Source organism: Novosphingobium guangzhouense (genome assembly GCF_002896965.1).
GTDB lineage: Bacteria > Pseudomonadota > Alphaproteobacteria > Sphingomonadales > Sphingomonadaceae > Novosphingobium > Novosphingobium guangzhouense.
The window spans coordinates 161197-175204 of record NZ_LYMM01000073.1 but is presented as its reverse complement, the minus strand read 5'-3'; the positions used below and the strand labels follow the sequence as shown (position 1 = coordinate 175204).

16 protein-coding genes are annotated in these 14008 nt (G+C 64.3%); 7 read left to right on the top strand and 9 right to left on the bottom strand.

The features are described 5' to 3' along the window. Positions 1 to 26 precede the first annotated feature (26 nt). Complete coding sequence (locus tag A8V01_RS23785) at positions 27 to 575, top strand: pseudouridine synthase (RefSeq protein ID WP_103098723.1); 549 nt, start codon at positions 27 to 29, stop codon at positions 573 to 575. Positions 576 to 634: 59 nt separating this feature from the next. On the opposite strand, the gene A8V01_RS28800 is transcribed toward A8V01_RS23785, so the two are convergent. The 4 genes from A8V01_RS28800 to nadA all read right to left on the bottom strand — a co-directional run bounded on the left by A8V01_RS28800 (position 635) and on the right by nadA (position 4002). Beyond that, on the bottom strand, positions 635 to 778 hold the full coding sequence (locus A8V01_RS28800; RefSeq protein WP_170066040.1) for a hypothetical protein: 144 nt from the start codon (positions 776 to 778) through the stop codon (positions 635 to 637). Continuing rightward, positions 775 to 2487, bottom strand: coding sequence for a YbaL family putative K(+) efflux transporter (gene ybaL / locus A8V01_RS23780; protein ID WP_103098722.1), 1713 nt, complete (start codon positions 2485 to 2487; stop codon positions 775 to 777). The genes A8V01_RS28800 and ybaL overlap by 4 nt, the downstream gene beginning before the upstream one ends. 93 nt (positions 2488 to 2580) lie before the next feature. After that, positions 2581 to 2919 (bottom strand): hypothetical protein, encoded by a 339-nt coding sequence (locus tag A8V01_RS23775; RefSeq protein WP_103098721.1) that lies wholly within the window; start codon positions 2917 to 2919, stop codon positions 2581 to 2583. A gap of 96 nt (positions 2920 to 3015) precedes the next feature. Further along, positions 3016 to 4002, bottom strand: a complete 987-nt coding sequence (gene nadA, locus A8V01_RS23770; RefSeq protein WP_103098720.1) for a quinolinate synthase NadA — start codon at positions 4000 to 4002, stop codon at positions 3016 to 3018. Positions 4003 to 4068: 66 nt separating this feature from the next. Between nadA and A8V01_RS28375 the strand changes: the two genes are divergently transcribed. Beyond that, positions 4069 to 4635 carry a hypothetical protein gene (locus A8V01_RS28375; protein WP_146037369.1) on the top strand — a complete coding sequence of 189 codons (567 nt, stop codon included), beginning with the start codon at positions 4069 to 4071 and terminating at the stop codon, positions 4633 to 4635. A 27-nt stretch (positions 4636 to 4662) separates the two neighbouring features. Here the strand turns inward: A8V01_RS28375 and A8V01_RS23760 are convergent, their stop codons facing one another. The 4 genes from A8V01_RS23760 to A8V01_RS23745 form a co-directional block, all read right to left on the bottom strand. Further along, a complete protein-coding gene (locus A8V01_RS23760; protein WP_103098718.1) occupies positions 4663 to 5373 on the bottom strand; it encodes a hypothetical protein in 711 nt (236 codons plus the stop codon). A 76-nt stretch (positions 5374 to 5449) separates the two neighbouring features. After that, positions 5450 to 6358, bottom strand: a complete 909-nt coding sequence (locus A8V01_RS23755) for an MBL fold metallo-hydrolase (protein ID WP_103098717.1) — start codon at positions 6356 to 6358, stop codon at positions 5450 to 5452. Between the two features lie 103 nt (positions 6359 to 6461). Next, positions 6462 to 6932 carry a DUF1465 family protein gene (locus A8V01_RS23750; RefSeq protein ID WP_103098791.1) on the bottom strand — a complete coding sequence of 157 codons (471 nt, stop codon included), beginning with the start codon at positions 6930 to 6932 and terminating at the stop codon, positions 6462 to 6464. A gap of 116 nt (positions 6933 to 7048) precedes the next feature. Then, positions 7049 to 7246 (bottom strand): YdcH family protein, encoded by a 198-nt coding sequence (locus A8V01_RS23745; protein ID WP_103098716.1) that lies wholly within the window; start codon positions 7244 to 7246, stop codon positions 7049 to 7051. 263 nt (positions 7247 to 7509) lie between these two features. Here A8V01_RS23745 and A8V01_RS23740 point away from each other — a divergent pair, with 263 nt between their 5' ends. The 5 genes from A8V01_RS23740 (at position 7510) to tilS (ending at position 13294) form a co-directional block, all read left to right on the top strand. Beyond that, complete coding sequence (locus A8V01_RS23740) at positions 7510 to 7665, top strand: YdcH family protein (RefSeq protein ID WP_103098715.1); 156 nt, start codon at positions 7510 to 7512, stop codon at positions 7663 to 7665. Positions 7666 to 7798: 133 nt separating this feature from the next. Then, complete coding sequence (gene ptsP, locus A8V01_RS23735; protein ID WP_103098714.1) at positions 7799 to 10075, top strand: phosphoenolpyruvate--protein phosphotransferase; 2277 nt, start codon at positions 7799 to 7801, stop codon at positions 10073 to 10075. 151 nt (positions 10076 to 10226) lie between these two features. Then, entirely contained in the window at positions 10227 to 11183 is a 957-nt protein-coding gene (locus A8V01_RS23730; RefSeq protein ID WP_103098713.1) for a helix-turn-helix domain-containing protein, read from the top strand. 187 nt (positions 11184 to 11370) lie between these two features. Further along, complete coding sequence (locus A8V01_RS23725) at positions 11371 to 12339, top strand: tetratricopeptide repeat protein (RefSeq protein ID WP_103098712.1); 969 nt, start codon at positions 11371 to 11373, stop codon at positions 12337 to 12339. Next, positions 12320 to 13294 (top strand): tRNA lysidine(34) synthetase TilS, encoded by a 975-nt coding sequence (gene tilS / locus A8V01_RS23720; RefSeq protein WP_103098711.1) that lies wholly within the window; start codon positions 12320 to 12322, stop codon positions 13292 to 13294. The genes A8V01_RS23725 and tilS overlap by 20 nt, the downstream gene beginning before the upstream one ends. On the opposite strand, the gene A8V01_RS23715 is transcribed toward tilS, so the two are convergent. After that, a complete protein-coding gene (locus tag A8V01_RS23715; protein ID WP_103098710.1) occupies positions 13291 to 13938 on the bottom strand; it encodes a L,D-transpeptidase family protein in 648 nt (215 codons plus the stop codon). The two genes, tilS and A8V01_RS23715, sit on opposite strands and share 4 nt — an antisense overlap. Positions 13939 to 14008: the final 70 nt, after the last annotated feature.

Here is a 14008-nt window from a genome sequence, read left to right as displayed (position 1 = left end):
GCCGTGCCCTGCGCTAAGGGCACGGCATGAGCCGTCTCATCCTCCTCAACAAGCCGTTCGATGTCCTGCCGCAGTTCACCGATCTGAAATCACCAAGTCCGCGCGCAACGCTTTCGGATTTCGTGAAGGTGCCGGGGGTCTATCCCGCCGGACGGCTGGACCGTGACAGCGAAGGGTTGCTGCTGCTGACCGACGATGGGCGCCTGCAGGCCCGCATTTCCAACCCGCGCTACAAGGTCGCCAAGACCTATCTCGTGCAGGTCGAGGGTGAACCTGACGAGGCCGCGCTGGAGGCGCTGCGAAAGGGCGTGACGCTGAACGACGGCCCGACGCTGCCCGCCGACGCCCGCCGCATCGATGTGCCGGACCTGTGGCCGCGCACCCCGCCGGTGCGCTTTCGCAAGACCGTGCCCGATTGCTGGATCGAACTGACCTTGCGCGAGGGGCGCAACCGGCAGGTGCGCCGCATGACCGCCGCCGTCGGTCACCCAACCTTACGGCTGGTGCGTTGGCGCATCGGTGACTGGACGCTTGACGGCATCGCGCCGGGCGAATGGCGCGAACTGGCGGTTTAGCTTTTGGTTTGCCGCATTTTTCCGAGTTATCAGGGGATTCCACCTGATTGGAAAATGCTCTAGCGCGCCAATTCCGAAAGGGCGCGGTAGCCCGGCACCTCACCGTGGTTCATCACGCAGGCGGTGGGGACGGCGACGGCCAGCAGGATGCCGCCCCAGACCGCCCACTTGAACCAGACGGGCGGCTTCTTTCTCGCCCTCATGCTGATTTCGCGCCCGTAGGATTGGCGCCGGCAGGTTTCGCGCCTTGGGGCAACGCGGTGATCCGGCTGGCGCTGGCTCCGATCAGCTCCAGCATCTGGCGCGCTATCTCCCGTTCGCCCAGCACCACGCTGTCCGCCCCGTGCTGGACAAGGTGGTCGAACTGCGCATCGGAATGCGCGCGTGCGATCACCGAAAGGTCGGGGCGCAGCTTCTTGGCCGCATCGCAGATCGCACCCGCTTCAAAACCTTCGGGGATGGCGATGAGCATGCGGTGGGCGCGTTCGATGCCGGCTTCTTTCAGCACGTCCGGTTCCACGGCGTTGCCGGTGACCACCTCGTAACCGGCGGCGCGGGCTTCGCGGGCAAGGTCGCTCTGCGCCTCGATCAGCAGCACCGCGGTCGGCGTGGCGCGCAGACCCTGCGCCACCAGCTTGCCGACCCGGCCGTAACCGACGAGGATGACGTGCTCCTCGCGCTTTTTTTCATGCTCGATCTCGGTCTGTTCGGCCTGTTCCTCCAACTTCTGCTTCACCGATCCGCTGCTGCCGACAGCGAAGTTGAAGATGAAGGGGTTGAGGAAGATCGAGATGATCGCGCCCGCCAGGATCAGGTCGCGGCCCGCTTCGGGAAGCAGGCCAAGTCCCGCGCCAAGCCCGGCCAGAATGAACGAGAACTCGCCTATCTGCGCCAGGCTGGCGGCGATCGTCAGGGCCTTGTCGTTCTCGTACCCGAAGGCGCGCACGATGACCCAGGCCGCCACCGATTTGCCGATCACGATCGTCAGCACGGTGACCAGCAGCGGGATCGGCTGCTCGGTCAGCACCGAAGGGTCGAACAGCATGCCCACCGAAACGAAGAACAGTACCGCAAAGGCATCGCGCAGGGGCAGCGTCTCCTCTGCCGCGCGGCGGGAGAGCTGCGTTTCGCCCAGGATCATCCCGGCGAAGAAGGCGCCCAGCGCGAAGCTGACGTCGAAGACATAGGCCGCGCCGAACGCCACGCCCAGCGCCACGGCCAGCACGGCAAGGCGGAACAGTTCGCGCGATCCGGTGTGGACTACCCAGTGCAGCGCCCAGGGCAGCACCCGCCGCCCCACGATCAGCATCAGCGCCACGAAGCCCGCGACCTTGAGCAGCGTGGTCGAGATCACCCATGGAAGGCTCGCCGCGCCTTCTCCGCCCGACAGGCCCGATGCCAGCGCGGGCAGCAGGACCAGCGCCAGCACCATGACCAGATCCTCGACGATCAGCCAGCCGACCGCGATGCGCCCGCGCTCTGTCTCGACGAGGTTGCGGCTTTGCAGGGCGCGCAGCAGCACCACGGTACTGGCCACCGACAGGGCAAGGCCGAAGACGAAGCCGGCCGCAAGGTTCCAGCCCATCATGTGGCCGATGCCCATGCCCAGCAGCGTTGCGGCGGCGATCTGGACCAGCGCGCCGGGGATGGCGATGTTCTTCACCGCCAGCAGATCACGCAGCGAGAAGTGCAAGCCGACGCCGAACATGAGGAGGATCACGCCGATCTCGGCCAGTTCCTGCGCCAGCCCGGCGTCGGCGACGAAGCCGGGGGTGAAGGGGCCGACCATGACGCCGGCAAGAAGATAGCCCGCGATCGGAGAGACGCGCAGGCGGTGGGCAAGCGCCCCCATGAAGAAGGCGATCACCAGACCGGCGACGATGGTGCCGATCAGGGGAGTGTGATGAGGCATTGGATGTCCCGTGCTTCGCCGCCGGAGCGTGCGGGAATGCACGGCACCGGCCTTGCTGAAACTGTCGGACCGGCATTGCGATCCGGCGGCGTGTCAGGCGAAGGGCGGGGCTCTGGGTTGCGACAGCGCGCAGCGCCAGCCGGGCGGGGCAACAGCCGCGGGCGAGGCGGGGCAGGCGCGGGCGTCCTGCACGTCCTGCGAACGGGAAGATGCCGCCAGCAGCAGGCCACGCCCCAGCGGATCACGCTGCGGCGCCAGCTTGCGCACGGCGGCCACGCGCAGGGAGTGGCCGGTGGATACTTCCGCGGTAGAGGGGCTGAAGGCGGAGCCGGATGCGCGGGCCTCCACCGGGATCAGCGCGTGCGCGAAGACGGCGGCCAGCAGCAGCAGGCACCAGACCTTCAGTTTCCTCAGGATGAGGACGTCACGCAAGTTTCAGGGCTCCCCGGATCGGTTCACCGACAACATAGGAAGCGCGCAGAAGTTTCGCCAGTTCCTTCCGGCGACAGGCGCGGAGAGGGATTAAGCTCAACGCGCGCCCAGATCGCCCTTGCCCACGGTGCCGCTGGCCATTTCCAGCATGCGGTCGAGGCTCTTCTTCGCGGCAAGGCGCAGCGGTTCCTCGATCTCGACGCGCGGTGACAGGTCGCGCAGCGAAAGGTACAGCTTCTCGACGTTGTTGAGCGCCATGTACGGGCAGATGTTGCAGTTGCAGTTCCCGTCCGCACCCGGCGCGCCGATGAAGGTCTTGTCGGGGATCGCCAGCTGCATCTGGTGGATGATGTGCGGTTCCGTGGCCACGATCAGCGTGTCGCCGGGAATCGTCTTGGCATATTGCAGGATGCCGCTGGTGGAGCCCACGTAATCGGCATGATCGACGATGTGCGGCGGGCATTCCGGGTGCGCGGCGATCGGCGCGTTCGGATGCTGCGCGCGCAGCTTGAGCAGTTCGGTTTCGCTGAACGCTTCGTGCACGATGCACACGCCCGGCCAAAGCAGCATCTCGCGGTTGAACTTGCGCGCCAGATAGCCGCCGAGGTGGCGGTCGGGGCCGAAGATGATCTTCTGGTCCAGCGGAATCTGCTGCAGGATGGTTTCGGCGCTGGAACTGGTGACGATGACGTCCGACAGCGCCTTAACCTCGGTGGAGCAGTTGATGTAGGTCAGCGCGATGTGATCGGGATGCGCCTCGCGGAAAGCCTTGAACTTTTCCGGCGGGCACGAATCCTCAAGGCTGCACCCGGCGTTGAGATCGGGCAGCACCACGATCTTGTTCGGGGACAGGATCTTGGCGGTATCGGCCATGAACTTCACGCCGCAAAAGGCGATGACTTCGGCGTCGGTCTCGGCGGCCTTGCGGCTCAGTTCCAGACTGTCGCCCACGAAGTCGGCAAGATCCTGAAGTTCGGGCTTCTGGTAGTAATGGGCGAGGATGACGGCGTTGCGTTCCTTGCGCAGGCGCTCGATCTCGGCGCGCACGTCGATGCCTGAAAGGTCGGCGGGCATTACGGTCATGGTCGTCCCTGTACTTCCACGCCCGGTCCTTGCGCCGGGCGGGGCCTATCTAGGGACGCGAGGCCGATGACCCAAGCGGAATTTTCAGGCGGAGAAGGGGCGCGAGAAGCTGCGGGGCGTTTCATCAAAGCGGACTTTCTGGAAACGCCCCGTTGCGGACATGAGCATTCGTGCTCAAGATGGCGGCGTATGCGGGTTTTTTCAGCAGTGGCGTCTATTGGGCTTCTCATGGGATGTGGCAGCCCTTTGTCACCTCAAGCCAAATACATGGCGGCAATTGATGAAGCCGTAGTTCTTCCCCACGACGCTCACCCAATTGCTGACTATGCGAAATACTATAGTCAGGGTCCCGGCAATGACATCGTGGCTGTTTTCATTCTTCCTGACCTGCTCGACCAGAAGGATAAGCAGGTCTGCGAGAGGATGAAGGATGACCTCGCCGGTTCATCGCGCGTCCGCTGCGTTGGCGATGGAGTGCCGCTGATTAATGCCGGAGAGCGGTTTTGGGTGGAAGATTGGCACAAGCTGCCGTGGATTTTCGACCCTAAATGTGGCGACATTTCTGTGGTGTTCGATAGGGGTAATAGTCAGTTCAAAGAGGTTAGGTGCATCGGCAAGGACGCGCCCACGTAAGTCCGCAAACCACCCCAAATCCGCCCCTCAGCCCACGAACCCCTGAGCAAAAGCGATCCACGGCGGAGTGATCGCCAGCAGTTCCACAACGACATGGGCCAGCACCACCGCCAGCGCCACCGTCACGGTGGCGGGGTGGATGCGGGTTTCGGTGCGCCGGTCGTGGCGGGCGATCAGCGCAACCATGGCAAGCTGGATCGCCATAGACAGCCATTCTCCCCAGGGCATGATGAAGGGCATCGGCAGCAAGCGGCCAAGTGCGGGGTCCATGATGACGATGGTGGAACCCAGCATCAGCCGCTTGTGCCAGTCGGGCCGCCCACGCCGCGCCATTGCCATCCCGACAAGCGCGGCGAAGATCAGTACCGAGACATGGACGAGCGCAAGGAAGTAGCCCGGCGTGAAGAACGGCGGGAACATGCCGGTGCGCAGGGCCGCAAGGCAAGTCATGCTGGCCAGTATCACGATGGCAGGCAGCATCACCGCGCTTGCCCGGCCAAGGCGGCGGTGCAGTTCCAGCCCCGCGCCGCGGCCCAGCAGGGATTGGGTACTCGCCAGCGCCAGCCATGTCAGCATGGCGACGGCGTGAACATGAAAGATTATCGGCACTTGCGCGTAAGGTACGAAGCCGCGCAGGCCGAATTGCGCAAAGCCGAAGACGATGAACAGGCTCAGCCCGATCATCATCCTTGCCCAGAAAGACAGGCGTGAAGCCCGCGTGCCGGCTGCAGTTGCCATGGATTATCCTCCACCCGTTGCGGACGGGGATAATAATGGATTGACGGTTATTGGGCGAATACTTGTCGACGAATGCCTAGTTTGTGGCGATCAGCGTCCATTCGTCTTCCTGGCGCATTGTAATGCCACGCTTTTCAAGGTCGAGCAGGTGGGCCAGAACCGATCGTCCGGCGGCGGGCCAAAGCCTTTCGTCCACGCCCTTGTACATCAGAGGCACCATGGCGGCGATCGTGGTCACGCCCGATTCGATCTGGCGCAGGATTTGCCGTTCGCGCTGGCGGCGGTGGCCGATCATCCCGCGCACCAGCTGGCGCGGGCGTGTCACCTCGGGGCCGTGGGCGGGGTAGTAGACCGTGTCCTGTTCGCGCGCGTACAGGCGCGCCAGGCTCTCCATGTAGGCGGTCATGTCGCCGTCGGGCGGGGAGACGACGCTGGTGGACCAGCCCATCACGTGATCGCCGGTAAACAGCGCGCCGGTTTCTTCGCCATCGCGTTCAAGCGCGAAGCACAAGTGGTTGGACGTATGCCCCGGCGTCGCCACCGCGCGCAGGGTCCAGCCTTTGCCGCTCACCGCCTCGCCATCGGCCAGCACGCGGTCGGGCGCATAACCTGCATCGAACGATGCATCGGCGCGCGGGCCGTCGTCGCTCAGCACCAGCGGCGCGCAGCCGACGATCGGCGCTCCGGTCAGCGCGGCAAGCGGGGCGGCGGCGGGCGAATGGTCGCGGTGGGTGTGGGTGCAGCAGATCGCCACGACCTTGTCGTTGCCGATCGCGGCCATCAGCGCGTCGATATGCTCGGCCTCGTCAGGGCCGGGATCGATGACGGCCACTTCGCCCGCGCCTTCACCGGCTGCGCCGACGATATAGGTCTGGGTGCCGGTGTAAGTGAACGGTGAAGGGTTGCGCGCCAGCACCCGGCGCACCAGCGGGCCGATGGGTTCGGCCACGGTATAGGGGCGGTCTGTCTCGGCAAGGGCGTTCATGGGCGGGATATGGGGCGGCAAGGGGCTCGTGTCGACCTTGTGCAGCAGTTGGGGGGTGGTTGTGGTATCGTTAGGTGCCGTTGAGTACCGTCTCGGTGCGCGCTCATGTGCCGGTCGCCCGTTCGCTCTCGATCCGCTCGCGCAGGCCCTCGATGACGCCGAAAGCCGCGGGTTTCGTAAGGCGCCAAGACTGATCAAGGCGCAGCAGGCGATCGTAGAACCCGCGCGTCGACTCGACGAGCCGGGCGGCTTCAGGTTCAAGCAACGGCAGCAGGGCAGGGTCGGAACGGCGCATCGAAGGGGCCAGGCGGCCATGGCGGCTGAGGTCCAAGGCACTGATATCGCCTCGGAAATAGGCGCGGTGATTGCTCAGCCAGCTGATCGCATGCATCATCCGGGTGGTCGTCCGCAACCCCTCGGCATACAGGGCCACCCGCCCCGGATTCTCGTCGATCCTCCCCCGCTCCAGCCGCCGAGAAGGCGCAAAAGTAGCGCGCACTTCGTCGGAAAGGACAAGTGCGTCGCAGTAAAGCGCTTCTACGATGAAGGAACTGATGGTCGGCGGTTTCGGCATGCCCGCCATATTTATGAAGGGCGAATCGGCGGCAAGCCGGAAAGGCCGGAAATCCGGCGAAAAATGGCTCCTGTCCCTGAACGGTACGCTGCCTGATAGGCAGGCAGCGGCGCAATTCAGGCGATGATGTCGGGGATCAGATGGTCCTCGATCTGCGCAATCTGGTCCTTGAGCCTCAGCTTGCGCTTCTTGAGCCGTGCAACCTGCAGCATATCGCCCGCGCCCGCGTTCAACAGCGCGTCGATCGCGGCGTCGAGGTCGCGGTGTTCGACTTTCAGGATTTCGAGGCGCTTGCGCATTTCCTCTTCGGTCACGCCGGAATTCCTTAAGTTTCAAGCCCATGTGGCGGCGGGACCGAATCCTGCCTGACGTATGAATCACGCGATTCACCGATATGAAGCAAGAGGGGTCTTCGCAAGGTGCTCCGGATGTGGTTCCTTGTCTTTTGCGCCGGATCACCGATGTCGAGTCGTCCAATCAGGTCGCTCGACATGTCGCCTGCCCGCCAAGGCCCGCAGGCACCGTTCGCAGTCTGTTTTTAGACACAGGGTCCGGCCCCTATAAGGAGGAACGTCCAATGGATAATTCGCACGTCAGCGCTCTGCAGCTCAAGCATGCCGGTATCGAACGGCAGATCCACGAGGAATTGAGCCGCCCGATCCCTGATGCCGCAATTGTCCAGTCTCTCAAGAGGCGAAAGCTGCGCATCAAGGAGGAGATCGCGCGGTTCTGATCGTCGGCAGAGGGTCTGAATGAGCGGAGAATTCCACCGGACAACCGGGGCAATTCCCGATATCACCCGCATAAGCTGAATCGACGGCATCCGCTGCGTTCCCAAAGCGATGACTTTGCGTTACGCCTCCAGAATGACCAGTGGAGCCGTCGAAGCAGCCCGGACCATCCTCAAGAGCCTTCACGAAGTGATGGCCTCGCGCAGCAATGCGCAGGCGAAGCTCAACAACGTGGTGGAAGTGATCGGCGAAAGCCTCGATAGCGAGGTCTGTTCGATCTATCTGCTGCGAGAGGGGATGCTCGAACTTTTCGCCACGCGCGGCCTGGCGCAAGAGGCTGTGCACGTCACCCGCATGGCGGTGGGCGAAGGTCTGGTGGGTTCTATCGCTGACCGGATCGAAACGCTCAATCTTGCCGAAGCGGCCGCACATCCCGATTTCATGTACCGCCCCGAAACGGGCGAAGACAAGTTCCACTCCTTTGCCGGCGTACCCATCGTTCGCCGCGAGCGCGCGGTCGGGGCTTTGTGCGTCCAGCACGTGGAGCCGCGGCGCTACGAGGAAGTGGAGATCGAAGCGCTGCAGACGGTGGCGATGGTTCTGTCCGAACTTATCGTCAACGCCGACCTCATCGACGAGGAAGACGCCCGCGCCCTCAGTGCCGCCCAGACCGGGCCTGAACAACTGCGCGGCCTCACGCTGGTCAAGGGGCTGGCATCAGGCGTTGCCGTCTATCACCAGCCGCGCGTTCATATCGAGCACATCGTTGCCGAGGATACCGAGGCCGAGCGTCAGCGCGTCATCCTGGCGTTCGATCGCATGCGTGAGCAGATCGATCGGATGGCCAATCAGGCCGAATTCGGCGTCGGCGGCGAGCATGAGGAAGTGCTCGAAACCTATCGCATGTTCGCTTACGACGAAGGCTGGACCCGCCGCATCAACGAGGCGATCGACAGTGGTCTGACGGCGGAAGCAGCGATCGAGCGGGTGCAGCAGCGTACCCGCATGCGTATGCGCCAGATCGATGATCCGTTGCTGGCGGATCGCATGCACGACCTTGAGGATCTGGCCAACCGGCTGCTGCGGATCGTTTCCGGCCAGATCGGCACGGCGGCTTCGATGGGGCTCAGGAACGACGCGATCCTGATCGCGCGTAACCTTGGGCCTGCAGAACTTCTGGAATACGATAAGCGGCGTCTGAAGGGCGTGATCCTTGAGGAAGGATCGCTTACCAGCCATGTCGTGATCGTGGCGCGGGCCATGGGCATCCCGGTGCTGGGCCGGGTGCGGGGTTTGCGCGGTGTCGTGCGTGAAGGCGATCCGCTGCTCCTCGATGCCGATCAGGGCACGACCATGGTGCGCCCTTCGACTGGTGTGGTCGAAGCGTTCGAGGCGCGTTTCGCCCGCAATCGCGAGCGCCAGGCTGTCTATGCCGGTATGCGCGAGGTACAGCCGACCACGCTGGACGGTACGCGGATCAAGGTGATGATCAACGCGGGTCTGCGCGACGATGTGGCCAATCTCAATCTTACGGGCGCGGATGGAATCGGGTTGTTCCGTACCGAATTCCAGTTCCTTGTATCTGCCACTTTGCCGCAGCGTGAAAAGCAGACGCGGCTCTATCGCGACGTCATGGATGCGGCCGGAGATCGCCCCGTGGTCTTCCGCACCGTCGATATCGGCGGAGACAAGACGCTGCCCTATTTGCGTCACGACGACGGTGAGGGAGAGGAAAATCCCGCCATGGGCTGGCGCGCGCTGCGCGTGGCGCTGGAGCGTGACGCACTGCTCAAGGCGCAGGCCCGCGCGCTGTTGGAGGCGGCGGCAGGAAGACCGCTCAATGTCATGTTCCCGATGGTCGCGGAACCGTGGGAGTTCGATGCGGCCAAGGCCGTGTTCGACGCGCAGCTGGCTTATCTGCGGCGCCAGAAGAAGGTGCTGCCCGAGGCCATTCGGTATGGCGTCATGCTTGAAGTTCCGTCGCTGGCGGAGCAGCTGGACCTGCTGGCGCCCAAGATCCAGTTCCTGTCGATCGGCACGAACGACCTTACGCAGTTCCTGTTCGCAGCCGATCGGTCCAACCCCAAGCTGGCAGAGCGCTATGACTGGTTGAGCCCGGCGATCCTGCGCTTCCTTCGCCGTGTCGTGCGCACGCTGGAGGGCACGTCGGTAGATATCAGCGTTTGTGGCGAAATGGGCGGGCGGCGCCTTGAGGCATTGGCGCTGCTGGGGCTGGGCATCCGGCGCATGTCGATCACGCCCGCGGCGGTCGGCCCTATCAAGGAGCTTGTCGGCAAGGTTGATCTGCCTGCGATCACGGCGGCCATGGAGGGGTGGCTTGCGGCTCCGCCGGCCGACTTGCGAGGCGCGATGGCTGCCTGGGCGGCGCAGAGAGACATTTCGATCGACTGATTTGACACCCCGCCCCGGCATTGTCCGGAGCGGGGCGATGATTTTGCCATATAAATTTGATTTGAATGCCCGGCCCTGATTGACTTTAACCGGTCAGAGGGTTTGGTTAGGCCCGGTTCAGGTCGCACATACTACGCCAAACGGAGCGGAATTGGAAAACGTCGAAACCCAGGGGCTTGCACGCGGGCCGCAGAGTGTCGGAAGCCAGCTTCGTGCGGGCCGTGAGGCGCTGGGCAAGAGCCGGGCGGATATCGCATCGCAGACCAAGATCGCCGAACGCCATCTGATATCGCTGGAAGAAGACCGTCTCGGCGATCTTGCCGCGCGCACCTATGCGGTGGGTTTCGCGCGCACTTACGCACGCGCCGTGGGCCTCGACGAACGGATAATCGCGGCAAAGGTTCGCGAACAGCTTGACCATGACGCCGGCGATCGTGTCGAATATGTGCCCAGCTTCGAACCCGGCGACCCCGCTCGCGTGCCGACCCGCCGTCTTGCGTGGGTTGCCGCGGTCGGCGTCATCGTGGTGGTGGGGGCACTGCTCCTGTTCTGGAGCAATTTCCTTTCGCCTGAGGGGCAGCTGCCGGACCTTGTGGCGGAACAGACCGCCGCGCCTGTGGCACCGAAGCCGACCGCGCCTGCACCCGTTGCCGCACCGGCGAATGGCCCCGTAGTGTTGACTGCCACCGGGGATAAGGTGTGGGTCAAGGTTACCGATGCCAAGGGTGATCAAGTGTTGCAGAAGGAGCTCGCCATGGGTGAGGCCTGGACTGCACCTGCAGATGTGCAGGGGCTGCAGTTGCGCACCGGACGCCCGGATGCACTGCAGATTTCGGTCGGCGGCAAGGCGCTTCCCCCGCTTTCGACCGAGCCGCGCCTGGTAAGCGGCGTTTCGCTGGCCCCGGCTGACCTTATTGCGCGAGGGACCGGCAGCGTAGCGCCTTCGGCCGGCGTGCCTTCGGTGCCCGCCGCGGCCCCGGCGCCTGCCCGTTCGCCGGTTGCCGTGCCGACGCGCCGTCCGGCTCCGCGCGCTTTGGCAAGCCCGGCGGCATCCGAGCCTGTAGAGGCGCCGACGCCGGAATCGCTGCTGCCTCCCGCCGCGCAATAAGCATCGGGGAAAAGCGGCAGGCAAGCCCGACGGCCTACGCAGGCTTTCCACGACTTCCGACCGGCTGCGCCTCGACACGCGGGGCGGGCTGGGGCAACACCCTTAACCGGTCCATTGGTTAATCCCCGGTATCACCTGTGGCTGTCATGGCGCGCGGTGATGGTTCCGGCATGGAGATGATTTGGCGATGAAACGTACCCTCGGCGCATTCCGCGGAACCACCCGCGCGCAGTGGCTGGTGACGGTCGCGGCAGCTTCGATGCTGTTTGCAGGGGCTCCCGCGAACGCGCAGGACGCCAACACCAACTTGCGTCTCAACAAGGTTGAAGCTGAAGTGCGCGCATTGCAGCGCAAGGTATTTCCAGGCAGCGACGGCAAGTTTTTCGAGCCCCAGATCAGTGCCACTCCGGCCCCCGCACCGGTGCCCGGCGCACCTTCGACAACGCCCCTGTCCGATGTGCTGACGCGCATGGATTCGATCGAGGCGCAGATGGCGCAGCTGACCGCGCAGGTGGAACAGAACACCAACCGCATCGGTCAACTGGAGGCCAAGCTGGCAGCGGCCGCACCGGCGCCGCAGTCTGATTTCGTGCCCGGCCCGGCGGCGGCACCTGCTCCTGCAACGTCGAGCCCGGCACCGGCTGTCACTCCGACTCCGGTGGCAGCAACGCCGCGTCCTGCGCCTGCGCCGGTAGCAGCAAAGCCCGCCGCGCCGTCCAATTCGCGGATCGATGGGGTGAAGGCTATCGTCAAGCCGCAGAGCGCCGATCCGGGTGATGACGAATACAGCTATGGCTTCCGTCTTTGGGAAGCCAAATATTACCCAGAGGCGCAGCAACAGTTGAAACTGTTCCTTGAGAAGTACCCCAAACATGCCCGTGCCAGCTTTGGGCGGAACCTGCTGGGCCGCGCCTATCTTGACGATGGTAATCCGGGTGAGGCGGCGAAGTGGTTCCTTCAGAATTTCCAGGCCGACAAGCGCGGTGATCGGGCATCCGACAGCCTGCTGTATCTTGCCGTTTCGATGAAGCAGCTCAAGGATACCAAGCGGGCCTGCATCGCGTTGGCCGAGTTCAGCGAGACTTACGCAGCTGAGGCCGCTGGCCGTCTGGCAGGTCTCTATAACACTACGCGCAATGGGCTTGCCTGCAGCTGAGGTCGAGCGCTTCCGCGTCAGCGTCGCCGAGATCTGGCCTGATCGGGTAGATGATGACGCGGCGCGGCTGGGCGTGGCAGTGTCGGGTGGGCCGGACAGTCTGGGGCTGTTGCTGCTTGCCCATGCGGCTTTGCCGGGGCGGATAGAAGCAGCGACCGTCGATCACGGGCTTCGCGTCGAAAGCGCCCTCGAAGCGGCCGAAGTTGCGCGGGTTTGCGCAAGTATTGGGGTGCCTCACCAGACCCTGACAGTCAAGGTCGGGCCGGGCAACGTGCAGGCTGAAGCGCGTGCGGCGCGTTATGCTGCGATGGCGGAATGGGCGGCGGAGCGTGGTCTGGCCGCGCTGGCTACGGCGCATCACGCAGACGATCAGGCGGAAACCCTGCTTATGCGCCTCAATCGCGCGAGCGGGGTTGCAGGGTTGGCAGGAGCGCGTGAGCGGGGCAGCGTACCCGGAGCGAAGCTGGCCTTGCTGCGCCCGCTGCTCGACTGGCGGCGGGCTGAGCTGGACCTGGTCGTGCGCGCAGCGGGGCTTGTCGCCGCGCAGGACCCCAGCAACAGCAACGATCGTTTCGACAGGGTCCGCATCCGCAAGGCTTTGGCCGAGGCGGACTGGTTGGACGTTGCCGCCATTGCTCGCAGTGCATCCCACATAGCCGAAGCTGACGCCGCGCTGGAATGGATGGCGGCTCTGGAGTGGCGTTCATGTGTCACGAAGGAGGCGATGGGCCTCAAGTACCGCCCGCAGGCGCCGCGCGCGGTGTCACTGCGCGTTGTAGCCCGCATCGTGCGGGAACTTGACGGTGCCGAGGCGCGAGGCAGCGCGATTGCGCGGCTGGTAGACGGCCTCATGGACGGCCGGCCTGCCTCGATCGGCAACCTTGTGGCGCGTTCTAATGCCGGCGGGTGGAGCTTCACCAAGGCGCCGATGAGAGCGCCTAAACGCAATGGTTAGCCGCCGATCAGGCTATCACCCATTCCGATCTGCTTGCCCCGCGTGATGTAGACCTTGTCGCCGATCTTTGTGGTGTCGAACAGCTTGGCGGCAAAGGCATCGGGCATCCCCACGCAGCCGTGACTGGCATAGCCCAGCGCGACGTCCGATCCGTGCAGGGTGATGCCGTCATTCGTCAGGCGTTGCATGTAAGGCATCGGTGCGCCGGTGTAGATGTTGGAGACGTGATCCTTGTCCTTCTGGGTGATCGGGAAGATGCCCAGCGGGGTCGGCTTGTCCTCGGTGCCAAGCAGCACGGCGGCCGCGCCGATCTCGTACCCGCCCCGGAAAACCGAGATGACGCGTGCTTCCAGATCGACCGTCACGACGATCGGGCCGGCAGGAACATCCTTTTCATCCCAGTGCCATTCTCCGTACCTGATGGCGCCCTTGATCGGCAATATGCGCTTGATGACAAAAGGTTCGTCTTTTGCCTGCGCCGGCTTCGGAGGGATCGCAGCTGGCTGGGGTGCGTGACGAGTGGCCAGCGTGGCTTCGGCCAGAGAGGCGGGGGCCGGCTTGTCGGGTTTCGCTGCAACAATCAGTACGGCGGCGATGGTCGCAAGGGCCACGAAGCCTGAGGCAAGAAAGAAGCGCGCGTCCACTTGATGTTCCGGTCCTTTGACGAATCTGCTTCTGGCAGGTTCGTCTTAGCATCGCGTAAACACTGCCGGG

Bases quoted from the DNA above. Each gene is read 5' to 3' on its own strand.
- A8V01_RS23725 (WP_103098712.1), top strand. From the start codon at position 11,371: ATGAAACGTACCCTCGGCGCATTCCGCGGAACCACCCGCGCGCAGTGG.
- A8V01_RS23760 (WP_103098718.1), bottom strand. From the start codon at position 5,373: ATGGCAACTGCAGCCGGCACGCGGGCTTCACGCCTGTCTTTCTGGGCA.
- A8V01_RS28800 (WP_170066040.1), bottom strand. From the start codon at position 778: ATGAGGGCGAGAAAGAAGCCGCCCGTCTGGTTCAAGTGGGCGGTCTGG.
- tilS (WP_103098711.1), top strand. From the start codon at position 12,320: ATGGGCTTGCCTGCAGCTGAGGTCGAGCGCTTCCGCGTCAGCGTCGCC.
- A8V01_RS23755 (WP_103098717.1), bottom strand. From the start codon at position 6,358: ATGAACGCCCTTGCCGAGACAGACCGCCCCTATACCGTGGCCGAACCC.
- A8V01_RS23740 (WP_103098715.1), top strand. From the start codon at position 7,510: ATGGATAATTCGCACGTCAGCGCTCTGCAGCTCAAGCATGCCGGTATC.
- A8V01_RS23750 (WP_103098791.1), bottom strand. From the start codon at position 6,932: ATGCCGAAACCGCCGACCATCAGTTCCTTCATCGTAGAAGCGCTTTAC.
- A8V01_RS23785 (WP_103098723.1), top strand. From the start codon at position 27: ATGAGCCGTCTCATCCTCCTCAACAAGCCGTTCGATGTCCTGCCGCAG.
- A8V01_RS28375 (WP_146037369.1), top strand. From the start codon at position 4,069: ATGACCCAAGCGGAATTTTCAGGCGGAGAAGGGGCGCGAGAAGCTGCG.
- ptsP (WP_103098714.1), top strand. From the start codon at position 7,799: ATGACCAGTGGAGCCGTCGAAGCAGCCCGGACCATCCTCAAGAGCCTT.
- ybaL (WP_103098722.1), bottom strand. From the start codon at position 2,487: ATGCCTCATCACACTCCCCTGATCGGCACCATCGTCGCCGGTCTGGTG.
- nadA (WP_103098720.1), bottom strand. From the start codon at position 4,002: ATGACCGTAATGCCCGCCGACCTTTCAGGCATCGACGTGCGCGCCGAG.